This window comes from Nonomuraea terrae (assembly GCF_004348995.1).
GTDB lineage: Bacteria > Actinomycetota > Actinomycetes > Streptosporangiales > Streptosporangiaceae > Nonomuraea > Nonomuraea terrae.
Genome location: NZ_SMKQ01000259.1, coordinates 1 through 11,741 on the forward strand (window position 1 = coordinate 1; position 11,741 = coordinate 11,741).

The window sequence follows — 11,741 nt, forward strand, 5'->3', positions numbered from 1 at the left end:
GGGAGATTCAGGGGTGGCGACGTGGGTGCGGCCGAAGAGGTGGTGGCCGCCGAAGACGAAGAAGACGATCGCGGCCGCCGCCGCGTTGTACGCGAAGCTCGACAGGAACAGCACCAGGTTGTCGTAGGGCAGGCCCGAGTCGCGGGTGACGCCGTTCACGATGCCGCCCAGCACGCTGATCGGCGAGAACGCCCCGGCCTGCGTCCCGTGCGCCACCATGAGCCCGATCAGCATCGGATGGATGCGGTAGTCGGCCGCGAACCCGAACGCGATCGGCGCCAGGATCGCCGCCACCGCCGGCGCCGGCGCGCCCACGGCGGTCAGCAGGGCGGAGATGACGAACACGACGAGCGGGATGGCGGCCAGCCGTCCCCGTACGAGATGCACGGCGGCCCTGACGAGCCAGTCGACCGTGCCGTTGTTGGTGGCGATCGCGAATAAGAGCGTCACCCCGACGAGGATCACGAACAGGCTGCCGGGGAACGCCCCGAGGATGTCGTCGGTGCTCATCCCGGCGGCCAGCGTGCCGACGAGGAAGGCTCCGACGAGGGCCAGCGCCCCGAGGTTGACGGGGAAGACGGTGGCCACGAGGAACATGACGATGAGGGCGAGGATGGACAGGAGCTCTGCGGACAACTGCGTACTCCGATCTCCCCCGAGCGTTATGGCATGCCGGCCGCCCGATGGACGAGCTCGACCGGGTGGCGGGCGGCGCGGCCCGCCCCGTGGGCGATCTGCTGGCGGCACGAGACCCCCGTGGCCGCGAGCAGGGTGTCGGGTGAGGATTCGGCGATCGCCGGGAAGAGCCGGAGACCGCCGATCTTCATGGACAGGTCGTAGTGCTCGGCCTCGAAGCCGAACGATCCGGCCATGCCGCAGCAGCCGGCGTCGATCTCGGTCACCTCCGCTCCGGGGATCCTGGACAGCAGGCCGCGCGTGGCGGCGGTGCCGGTGACGGCCTTCTCGTGGCAGTGGCCGTGCAGCAGGATCGTGCGTCCGCGGAGCGCGTCGCCGAGCACGAGCGAGCCGTCGTCGATCGCCTCGCTCAGCAGCTCGGGGACGAGCCGGGCGCGCGCCGCCACCTGCCGGACGCGCGGGTCGCCGGGCAGCAGCGCGGCGTACTCGTCCTTCAGCGTCAGCAGGCAGGACGGCTCCAGGCCGACGATCGGCGCGTCCGAGGCGGCCAGGCGGGTGACCATCGCCTCCGCCATCGTCCGCGCCTGGTCGAGCAGGCCCTTGGAGATGCTGGAACGGCCGCAGCAGCCCTCGGACTCCAGGCGTACGCGGTAGCCGGCGCGCTCCAGCAACTCGACGGCGGCCCGCCCGATCGCGGGCTCGCTGAAGGTGGTGAAGGAGTCGGCGAGCAGGATGACCTCGCGGGTGCCGCGCGAAGCCGGGCGGCGGGCGTACCAGCGCAGCAGGTTGTCGCGGTGGAAGCGGGGGAGCGGGCGGCGGCGGCTCAGCCCGAGCGGGCCGCGCACGGCGTCGGCCAGCCAGTTCGACACCGGCGCGGTGGCCGAGCCGAGCCGGTTGAGCGTCCTGATCGCGCCGAAGACCCGCGCGCGCAGCGGCACGCCGTGGATCTCCTGGTACTGGTGGAGGAACTCGCTCTTCATCGCCGCCATGTCGACCCCGAGCGGGCACTCCGACTGGCACGCCTTGCACTCCAGGCAGAGGTCGAGGATGCCGTGCAGCCGCTCGTCGCCCATCGCCTGCCGCGGGTCGGGCGACGACAGGGCCTTGACCAGGGCGTTGGCCCGGCCCCGGGTGGAGTGCTCCTCCTCGCGGGTGCCCATGTACGACGGGCACATGACGCCCGTGTCGTCCTTGCGGCACACGCCGACGTTCATGCACCGGTCGGCGGCGGCGTGCATGCCGCCGGCGAAGGTCAGCGTCGTGGCCAGCGGGCGCGGCTCGGGCTGTGAAGGGTCGCGCAGGTGCTCGGTCATCGGCGGCGCATCGACGATCTTGCCCGGGTTGAGCCGGTCGTGCGGGTCGAAGATGTGCTTGACCTGCCGCATCGCCTCGTAGATCTGGTCGCCGAACAGCCGCCGGTTGAACTCCGAGCGGGCCAGGCCGTCGCCGTGCTCGCTGGAGTTCACGCCGCCGTGCCGGGCGGCCAGCTCGGCGATCTCCTCGGCGACCGCGCGCATCGTGCCGATCTCGCCGGGCGCGCGCAGGTCGACGAACGGGCGGATGTGCAGGCAGCCCACCGAGCAGTGGCCGTAGAAGCCGGCCCGCAGCCCGTGCCGGTCGAGGATCTGCGCGAACTCCTCGACGTACGGCAGCAGCCGCTCCGGCGGCACGGCGGTGTCCTCCACGAACGCCAGCGGCCGCCGGCTGCCCACGCTGGAGGCCATGAGCAGGCCCAGCCCGGCCTTGCGCACCTTGAGCACGGCCGCCTGCTGCTCGCCGGTGACCGCCCGCAGGGTGTGGTAGCCGTGGCCGTCGGACTTCCAGGTGGCGGCCAGCTTGTCGACCCGGTCGGCCACCTCGCGCGGCGTGTCGCCGAAGAACTCCACGAACAGCAGTGCCTCCGGCTCGCCCTCCAGGATGTCGCCGAGCCCGGCGTAGTCGACGCGCTGCTTGGACAGGTCGAGGATGGCCTTGTCGAGCAGCTCGACCGAGGCGGCGCCGAAGGACAGGGCGTCGGCGGTGGCGGCGACGGCGGCCGCGGTGGAGGTGAAGTGGCCGACGGCGATGGCCTTGGCGCGCGGCCGGTCCACCAGCCTCACCGTGGCCTCGGTGACCACGGCGAGGGTGCCCTCGGAGCCGACGATCAGCTTCGTCAGACCGTCGCGGGCGGCGGCGTCGAGGCGGTAGCCGCCCGAGTGCCGCCAGAAGCGCGGGAACCCCGACAGGTCCACGCCGCGCAGCACCTCGGCGACCGCCGTGTTCAGCCGGGTGTCGGTGGCCAGGTCGGGCGTGGTGGCGTCGGCGAGCACCACGCGCAGCGCCTCGACGTGGTCGATCGTGGAGCCGTACAGGACGGAGTGGCTGCCGGCGGAGTTGTTGCCGATCATCCCGCCGATCGTGGCGCGGTTGCTGGTGGAGGTGTCGGGCCCGAACATCAGCCCGTGCTTGCGAGCCGCCCGGTTGAGCTGGTCCTGCACCACGCCGGGCTGTACGCGGGCGGTGCGGCCGTCGATCTCCAGGATGCGGTTCATGTGCCGGGAGAAGTCGACGATCACGGCCGCGCCCACCGTCTGCCCGGCCAGGCTCGTGCCCGCGCCGCGCGGCAGCAGCGGCACCCCCAGCTCGCCGCAGGCCACGACCAGCGACTGGACGTCGTCGGCGTGCCGGGGGAAGGCGACCGCGAGCGGCTCGATGGCGTACATGCTGGCGTCGGAGGAGTACAGGTGCCGGGTGTACGGGTCGTCGCGGACGTCGCCCGCGATCAGCGGGGCCAGCGTGCGCGCCAGGCTCATCGTCCGCCCTCCAGGTACGCCAGCGCCGCCCTCGTGCCGCCCTCCTTGATCGGCACGCCGGCAGCGGCCAGGCCCATCTCGACCCCGCTCAGCGTGCCCGCGAGCATGAGGTCGTTGAAGTGGCCGAGGTGCCCGATGCGGAAGACGCGCCCGGCGAGCCGGCCCAGGCCGGTGCCGAGCGACATGTCGTACCGCTCCAGGATCAGCCGTCTGACCGCGTCGGCGTCGTGGCCCTCGGGCATGAGCACGGCGGTGAGTGAGCTGGAGTGTTCGCGCTCGTCGGCGCAGAGCACCTCCAGCCCCCACGCCCGCACGGCGCGCCGGGTCGCCTCGGCGTGCCGGTCGTGCCGGGCGAAGACGGCGGGAAGGCCCTCCTCCTCCAGCATGATCAGCGCCTCGCGCAGGCCGTACAGGAGGTTGGTGGGCGGTGTGTACGGATAGAAGCCGCGCCGGTTGGCCTCGATGATCGGCTCCCAGTCCCAGTACGAGCGGGGCAGCCGCCCCCGATGGGCGAGGGCCTTGTCGCTGACCGCGTTGAAGCCGATGCCGGGCGGCAGCATGAGGCCCTTCTGCGAGCAGCCGACGGTGACGTCCACGCCCCACTCGTCGTGGCGGTGGTCCATCGAGCCGAGCGACGAGATCGTGTCGACCAGCAGCAGCGCCGGGTGCCCGGCCCGGTCGAGCGCGGCGCGGATCTCGGGGACGCGGCTGCGCACGCCCGTCGAGGTCTCGTTGTGCACCACCATGACGGCGGCGACGTCGGGGGTCAGGCGCTCGGCGAGGGCGTCGGGGTCGGCGCCGTGCCGCCAGTCGCCCGGTACCAGGTCGACGACCAGCCCCAGGCGGGCGGCCATCTCGCACCACAGAGTGGAGAAGTGCCCGGTCTCGAACGCCACCACCTTGTCGCCCGGCGACAGCGTGTTGACCAGCGCCGCCTCCCACGCGCCCGTGCCCGACGACGGGTAGACGACCACGGGACCGGCGGTCTGGAAGACGCCCTTCAGCCGCTCCAGCAGCTCGGAGGCGAGCCGGGCGAACTCGGGCCCCCGGTGGTCGATCGTGGGCTGGGCGATCGCGCGCAGCACCCGGTCGGGAACGTTGGTCGGCCCGGGGATCTGCAGGAAATGCCGGCCCACTGTCTCTTCCCCTCTGTGCCATGTCACGGCACACCGTGCCGTCGTACGGTTCACTAACCTTAAGATCGCCTCAGGAAGGAGTCAATGTGCAGAACGTGATCACCGCCCTTCGCGTGCTCGAAGAGGTCTCCGCCCGCCAGCCCATCGGCGTGGGCGAGCTGGCCCGCCTGCTCGGGCTGCCCAAGAGCACGGTGCAGCGCTCGCTCAGGACGCTGCACGAGGCCGGCTGGATCCGGCCAGCCGGAGGCGAGGTCACCCGCTGGCAGGTCACCAGCAAGGCCTTACAGGTCGCCCGCCGTACCGAGCTGGGGCTGCGTGACGCGGCCGTGCCCGTCATGGAGGAGCTGCGCCAGCGCACCGGCGAGACCATCCACCTGATGGTCCCCGAGGGCGAGGCGGTCGTGCTGATCGAGCGGCTGGAGACCGACAAGCCGCTGCGCATCGTGCTGCCGCTCGGCATCCGGCTGCCGCTGCACGCCTCCGCCAACGGCAAGGCCGTGCTGGCCCACCTCGGCAGGAGGCCCGACGAGCTGCCGGCGTACACCGAGACCACGATCACGGACGCGCGGGCGCTGCGGGCGGAGCTGGAGGCGGTCAGGGCGCGCGGGTACGCCGACAACCGCGGGGAGTGGCGCGCCGACATCGCCGCCGTCGCCTCCGCCATCCTCGGCCCGGACGGCGCCCCGATCGCCAGCCTCAGCGTCTCGACCCCGGCCAGCCGCATGACCGAGGACCTGCGCGGGCAGTACGGCAAGCTCGTCACCCAGGCGGCCGGCACGCTCACCGACTCTCTCGGCTGACCGCCGCTCCCGAGCCCGCTGACCCGTGGGGAAGGCTCGCAGCTCCACTCATGCCGTCGCAGGCGGCCGGCGGCGCCCCGGACGCGCGCCGCTGCCCGCGAGACGTACCCGCATCGCGCCGTCGTGCCATGCGGGTGAACCGCGGGCCGATCAGGTCAGCCGGTGGGCGACGGACTCGGCGACCCGGCCGGGCTGGGCGATCCGGCGGGGCTCGGAGACCCCGCCGGGCTCGGCGGCGCGGTGGCCGGGCTGGTGGGCGACGGCGGGCCCGCGGGCGCGGTGGGCAGCTGGGCGAAGTCTCCTGCGCGCCGCTTGACCGGCACCATCAGCCGCGCCGACCTCCCGTCGGAGAAGGTGAACGTCATCGGCACCGTCGTGCCGCGCACGCCGGTGACCGTGCCGATCGGCTGACTGCCGGTGCCGACCGGCTGGTTGGGCGGCAGCGTGAGCGGCCCAGCGAGTTGCACGGAACCGCCGCCTTCGACGGTGATCCGCTCCAGGCGTTGCGGGCGGGCGCTCTCGTTGATCAGCACGGCGAACAGCGGCTGCTGAGGAGGGGGAGAGGCCGGGTCCGAGCCGCCCACCAGGAAGGCGTTGCGTACGGAGACCGTGCCTGTCACGCCGCCGTTGGCGCCTTCGTTCGGCGGCGGCCGCAGGGTGTCGTATCCCGCGGCGGCACACCCGGTGGCCGCCAGGGCCAGCACGGTCATGGCGGTGACGATGGGACGCATCGGCTCATGCCCTCCTCACAGCGTTGCCCCATGGCTACCCGGAGAAGTGCCTCTGAACCAGCGCCATCCGGCATGCCCGGCATAGCCGCCTTCCGCGAGATTTCAGGCCCGTGACCGGCGATCAACTCTGATGTACCGTCACCGGTAATGCGGGAGCTACCGGAGGTGCGGTAGATGACTGAGCACGAACCCGACGCGACAGGCCCCGAGAGAAAACGGCAGCTCACCCGGGCGGTGGTCGCCTCCGCCGTGGGCACCTCGATCGAGTGGTACGACTTCTTCCTCTACGGCTTCGCGGCCAGCACCATCTTCGCGGAGCTGTTCTTCCCCAACAGCGACCCCACGACCGGCCTCCTGCTCGCCCTCGGCACGTACTTCGGCGGCTTCGCCGCCCGTCCGATCGGCGCGGCGATCTTCGGCCACTACGGCGACCGCATCGGCCGCAAGGCCACCCTGATCATCACCCTGATGACCATGGGCGTCGCCACCGCGCTCGTCGGCCTCGTGCCGACGTACGACCAGATCGGCATCTGGGGCGGCATCCTGCTCACCCTGCTCCGCCTGCTGCAGGGCATCAGCGTCGGCGGCGAGTGGGGCGGCTCGGTGCTGCTGGCCACCGAGTGGGGCGACACCCGGGGCGGCCGGCGCGGGTTCCTCGGCAGCTGGCCGCAGTTCGGCGTGCCCGTCGGGCTCGTGCTCGGCTACGTCGGCCTGCAGATCTTCCAGCCGCTCGACCCGTACTGGGGCTGGCGCATCCCGTTCCTGCTCAGCATCGTCATGGCCGGCGTCGGTCTCTACATCAGGCTCGGCATCCTGGAGACGCCCGTCTTCGCGAAGGTGCTGCGCGAGAACAAGATCGAGCGCGTGCCCGTGCGCGAGGTCATCAAGAAGAACTGGCGCGAGATCGTGCTCAGCGCGCTGCTGCGCACCGGCCAGCAGGCGCCGTTCTACATCTTCACCGTCTTCATCCTCACCTACGCCACCAGGACCCTCGGCTTCGAGGCGTCGGACGTCTATCTGTACGTCATCGTGGCCGGCCTCGTCTCGCTGGTCACCGTGCCGTTCTGGGGCTACATCTCCGACCTGGTGAACCGCAGGAAGCTCTACATCGTCGGCGCCGCCCTCATGGTGGCGTGGTCGTTCGTCTACTGGCCGCTGCTCGACACCCGCGTGCCGGCGCTGGTCTTCCTCGCCATCGTGCTGGCCGCGCCCATCCATGACATCCAGTACGGCCCGCAGGCGACGTTCATCGCCGAGAGCTTCACCGGGCGGCTGCGCTACAGCGGAGCCTCCCTCGGCTACCAGCTCGCCTCGGTGACGGCCGGCGGCCCGGCCCCGTTGATCGCGGTCTGGCTGTACGAGACGTATCAGAGCTCCTTCGCCATCGCCGTCTACATGGCGGTCTGCGCCCTGATCAGCGTGGTGGCGGCGTACTTGCTCAAGGACCGCTCGCGGCAGGACTACGCCGTCGAGTACGACGAGGCGGAACCGAGCGGACGTTAAATCAGTGGACAGCGCATGCCGCCCGCGGACATCGTGGGCGGCATGCGACAGGAGGACATCTGGGACGCCTACGCCGCCCAGCATTACGACACCCCCGGCACCGGCATGTTCGCCCCCGACGTGCTCGGGCCCACCGTCGACCGGCTGGCCGAGCTGGCGGGCGGCGGCCGGGCGCTGGAGTTCGCCATCGGGACCGGCCGGGTGGGCGTGCCGCTCGCCGGGCGGGGCGTGCCCGTCACCGGCATCGAGCTGTCGCGTCCGATGATCGACCAGCTGCGCACCAAGGCGGACGAGTCGGCCATCCCCGTCGTCAACGGAGACATGGCGACCGCCACCGCGCCGGGCACGTACACGCTCGTCTATCTCGTCTTCAACACGATCTCCAACCTGCTCACCCAGGCCGAGCAGGTCGAATGCTTCCGCAACGCCGCCCGCCACCTTGAGCCGGGCGGCCGGTTCGTGATCGAGCTGGGCGTGCCCGAACTTCGTATCCTTCCCCCCGGCCAGCAGGGCTTCGTCTTCGCCAGCGAACCCGGCTACCTCGGCATCGACACCTACGACGTGGTGCGCCAGCACCTCGTCTCCCACCACTTCCGCTTCGACGACAGCCGGCAGGCCACGCTCTTCCGTACCCCCCAGCGCTACATCTGGCCGGCCGAGCTCGACCTCATGGGGCAGCTGGCCGGCTTCGAGCTGGAGAGTCGGCACGCCGACTGGTCGGGAGCCGAGTTCACCGCCGAGTCGCGCTCCCACGTCTCCGTCTACCGCCTTCCCGCCTAGCGCGTACGAGCGGCCCCGGGGCCGTGCGGGGCGCCCGGGGCGGTCGTCAGGGGAGGAGCACCGTCAGAGGCGGCGGCACTGGCCTTCCTTGTCGCCGCGCACGGAGTTGTTCCCCCCGGACACTCCGCGGCGGTTGCTCTCGCACTCCAGGTCGCCCCGGACTGCGTTGCGCTGGACCCGCACGCTCCCGCGGTTCTCCTCCACCTCGACGTTGCCGGACACGCGGTTGCCCTCGACGCGCACCGAGCGGCGGTTGTCCTCCAGCTGGATGTCGCCGTCGACCCGGGTCGACAGCACCGTGACGACGCCGGTGTCCTCGACCTGGATGTTGCCGTCGACCTGCGAGCCGCTGCTCACCGAGACCGAGCGGGCGTCGTCGGCCTGGATGTCGCCGTCGACCCGCACGCCGCGGGCGACCAGGGTGGCGTCGCTCGCCACCTTGACGTTGCCGTCGACCCTGGTGCCGAGAAGGGTGCACCGGGCGCCCTTCGGGACCCGGATGTCGTCGACGGAGGCGGAGCGGATCGTGCCCGAGCAGGTGCGGGTGTCGGCGTGGGCCGGCGAGGCCAGGGCCATGCTCCCGAGCACCGTGCCCAGGACGGCGCCGGCCACGGTCAGCTTGATCATTCTCATGTCTGTCCCCTTCGTCAGCTCCGGCCGGGCTCCCCCCGGCCACCAGAAGCATCTCGACCGGCCATTGCCGTTCCGTGAGACGAGCATTAGAGGGGTCTCATTCAACGCGGGCGCTTTTTTCGCGTCTTTTACGCGTAGGCATGGTGTCAAAATTCTTGCCCCGGCATTAGGGGCCCGGACATAGTGGAGGACGCCGGACGGGTAAAGGAGGAGAAATGACGGCACGACCCCGCCGCAGCGTTGTGCGCCGTCACCATCCCCTCTGGCCCGTCCGATGGTGTGTCACTGAGCACGGACACACAGGCGTGGGATGACGGCCCACGCCGCACCGCGAGACCCGCGGTGCCTCCTCGGGGCCTCCCGCGGATCGCGACGATTCCGGATTTTGGCGCGAACGGAATCCCATTGATCGCCGACGCGGGAGGCCTCTTCCCTCTTTCGTGAAGAAGGGCCGATGACCACACCCCAGCCTTCAGTGGTGACCGCCGCCAGGAGCGAGCTTTTCCTGCTGGCCGCCCGCGCCCTGGCCGACCGGCGTGCCAGAGAGCCCGGCGACCGACTCGCGGGGCTGGTCGCCACGCTGGCCGCCGACGACGCCTGGATGAGCGCGTTCATCGGCTGGACCCGCAGGCAGCCGGCGCTGCGCCTGCTGGCGCTGGCCGCCGCGGCCGAATACCTGCGCACCCGGCTGACCGCCAGGCTCGCCACCTCGGCCGAGGCCCGCCGGCTGGGCGGCGAGGTGCTGCTGCGCCCGGAGGACCCCGGCGACCTGCTGGCCTACCTGATCGGCCGGTACGGCCGGTCGATCCCCAAGCCGATCAAACAGGCCGTCGCGGACGCCGCCGAACGCCTCTACGACGAGCACGCCCTGGCCGTCCACGACACCCCGCGGGCCGCCATGCGCTTCGCCGAGGTGATCGCGCTCACCCATCCCGAACCGTCCGGCAAGGCGCAGAACGACGTCTTCCAGTACGCCGCCCGGCGCCTCAAGCGCGAACGTCCCGTGCCGGAGTCGCTGACGACCCTGCGAGCCCGTGCCGAGCTGCACGACCTGCCGGCCGCCAGGCGGCACCGGGCGCTGGAGCGGCCCGACGCGGCCGCCCTGTTCGCCGTGGCCCGGATGGACTGGGAGCAGGTGGCCGTCTGGCTCGGCGGCGAGATGACCGCCAAGGCGTGGGCGGTGGTGCTGCCGTCCATGACGTACCGGCAGCGGTTGACCGTCCTGAGCGCTCTCGACGGCGCCGGGCTGAGCGGTGAGGTGGCCAACCGGCTCTGCGCGGAGCTCGCCGACGAGATCTCCGTACGGCGGGGCGGCGCGCTGCCGCTGGAGATCCTGGCCGCCTGCCGGGCGGTCCCCGGCTCGCGCTGGTCCGCGGCCCTGGAGCGGGCCCTCGAGCACGCGCTGGGCCAGGTGCCCGCGCTGGAGGGCCGGACGCTCGTCCTGGTGGACCGCGGCGCGGCGATGGCCCGCCGCGACGGGGGTTTGACCAGGGCCGACGCCGCCGCGGCCGTCGCCGCCGCGCTCGCGCTGCGCTCGCCGTCGGTGGAGGCCGTCCAGTTCGGGCCCGCGGCCGGACGGGTCGACATCGGCGGCTCGCTGCTGGAGTCGGTGGACCGCTTCCACGAGCCCGCGGGCGATCACCCGGCGGCGGAGGCCGTACGCGCCCATGCCGGCGGGCACGACCGGGTGATCGTCCTGACACATCCGGACGCGGCCGTCGAGCCGGCCGGCTCCTGGCACGTCATCACCGACCCCGGCGACGGCTGGTTCGCCGCGATCCCCGCCATCGAGCAAGCCCGCGTCGGCGCGTGCCTGTTCGGAAAGGAGAACGATGTCCAAGCGCGCGCGTAAGAAACGCAGCCGCCGCAAGCACCAGGCCCACCACGGCCACAAGCCCACGAACGGCTGAACCCCGCCGCGGCCCTGACCGCCGCGGCACCGGGCCTCCCGATGCGCTCTTGGCCCCGGCCGCCCGGCACCCGCCGGGTCGCCGGCGGCCGCCCTTCTCGGGAGGCTCTTTCCCATTTCCGAAGGGAGTGCAGGCCGCCATGACCACTCGCGCCTCGACGAACGTGGACACGTACCGGAAAGAGCTCTTCCTGCTGGTGGCCAGGGCGCTCGGGGACGCCCGCGCCCGCGTGCCGTCCGCGCGTTACGTCGCGCTCGCGACCCGGCTGGCCCGCGCCGACGAAGCCTGGCTGGTGCGGATGACCGCCTGGACGGCCCGCCATGACGCGCTGCGCCACCTGCGGCTGGCCACCGTGGCCGAGCTCGTGCAGGCCCGGCTGGACGCCGGCGTCACGGGCTCCCGGCAACTGCTCGACCAGTGCCTGCGCCGCGCCGACGAGCCGGGCGAGCTGCTCGCCTACTGGCTCCACTGGTACGGCAGAGCCCTGCCTCAGCCGCTCAAACGGGGCATCGCGGACGCCGTCGTCCGGCTCTACGACGAACGAGCCCTGGCGACGTACGACAGTCCCGGCGCCCCCCTGCGCTTCGCCGACGTCCTCGCGCTGACCCACCCGGCTCCCGGCGGGCCCGCGCAGGCGGCCGTCTTCCGCCACGCGATCGCCCGCAGGCGCGGCGACTTCGACGACATTCCTGAGTCGCTGCCGCTGCTGCGCGCCCGGCGCGCCCTCTACTGGATCCCGCCCGCCCGCCGCCATGCCCTGTTCGAACGCCCGCACGCCCGGAGCGCGCTCGCCGAAGCCGCCATTAGCGGGGACGCCGCG

General features: G+C 72.3%; 10 protein-coding genes and 1 pseudogene. 6 read left to right on the forward strand and 5 right to left on the reverse strand.

What is annotated here, in order from left to right; all coding sequences use genetic code 11:
- The 3 genes from E1286_RS42280 to E1286_RS42290 all read right to left on the reverse strand — a co-directional run.
- A partial coding sequence (locus E1286_RS42280; protein ID WP_342776318.1) for a transporter permease occupies positions 1–636 on the reverse strand: 636 nt, incomplete at its 3' end.
- 26 nt (positions 637–662) lie between these two features.
- Positions 663–3,428 carry an FAD-binding and (Fe-S)-binding domain-containing protein gene (locus tag E1286_RS42285; protein WP_132622235.1) on the reverse strand — a complete coding sequence of 922 codons (2,766 nt, stop codon included), beginning with the start codon at positions 3,426–3,428 and terminating at the stop codon, positions 663–665.
- On the reverse strand, positions 3,425–4,564 hold the full coding sequence (locus E1286_RS42290) for a pyridoxal-phosphate-dependent aminotransferase family protein (RefSeq protein WP_132622237.1): 1,140 nt from the start codon (positions 4,562–4,564) through the stop codon (positions 3,425–3,427). The genes E1286_RS42285 and E1286_RS42290 overlap by 4 nt, the downstream gene beginning before the upstream one ends.
- An 86-nt stretch (positions 4,565–4,650) precedes the next feature.
- Here E1286_RS42290 and E1286_RS42295 point away from each other — a divergent pair, with 86 nt between their 5' ends.
- Positions 4,651–5,364: an IclR family transcriptional regulator gene (locus tag E1286_RS42295; protein WP_132622239.1), complete on the forward strand. Its 714-nt coding sequence runs from the start codon at positions 4,651–4,653 to the stop codon at positions 5,362–5,364.
- A 155-nt stretch (positions 5,365–5,519) separates the two neighbouring features.
- On the opposite strand, the gene E1286_RS42300 is transcribed toward E1286_RS42295, so the two are convergent.
- Positions 5,520–6,095, reverse strand: coding sequence for a copper chaperone PCu(A)C (locus E1286_RS42300; RefSeq protein WP_132622241.1), 576 nt, complete (start codon positions 6,093–6,095; stop codon positions 5,520–5,522).
- Positions 6,096–6,269: 174 nt separating this feature from the next.
- Here E1286_RS42300 and E1286_RS42305 point away from each other — a divergent pair, with 174 nt between their 5' ends.
- Positions 6,270–7,598, forward strand: coding sequence for an MFS transporter (locus E1286_RS42305; protein WP_132622243.1), 1,329 nt, complete (start codon positions 6,270–6,272; stop codon positions 7,596–7,598).
- Between the two features lie 15 nt (positions 7,599–7,613).
- Entirely contained in the window at positions 7,614–8,378 is a 765-nt protein-coding gene (locus tag E1286_RS42310; protein ID WP_246075637.1) for a class I SAM-dependent DNA methyltransferase, read from the forward strand.
- Between the two features lie 63 nt (positions 8,379–8,441).
- Here the strand turns inward: E1286_RS42310 and E1286_RS42315 are convergent, their stop codons facing one another.
- Positions 8,442–9,011 (reverse strand): hypothetical protein, encoded by a 570-nt coding sequence (locus E1286_RS42315; RefSeq protein WP_223190885.1) that lies wholly within the window; start codon positions 9,009–9,011, stop codon positions 8,442–8,444.
- A 454-nt stretch (positions 9,012–9,465) separates the two neighbouring features.
- On the opposite strand from E1286_RS42315, the gene E1286_RS42320 reads away from it, so the two are divergent.
- From E1286_RS42320 to E1286_RS48525, 3 genes and pseudogenes are all read left to right on the forward strand, one after another.
- Positions 9,466–10,863 (forward strand): TROVE domain-containing protein, encoded by a 1,398-nt coding sequence (locus E1286_RS42320; protein ID WP_132622245.1) that lies wholly within the window; start codon positions 9,466–9,468, stop codon positions 10,861–10,863.
- Complete coding sequence (locus tag E1286_RS52345) at positions 10,844–10,921, forward strand: 50S ribosomal protein bL37 (protein WP_484213927.1); 78 nt, start codon at positions 10,844–10,846, stop codon at positions 10,919–10,921. Before E1286_RS42320 ends, E1286_RS52345 begins: the two co-directional genes overlap by 20 nt.
- Before the next feature lie 139 nt (positions 10,922–11,060).
- Positions 11,061–11,741, forward strand: a pseudogene (locus E1286_RS48525) (TROVE domain-containing protein); the annotation flags it as partial.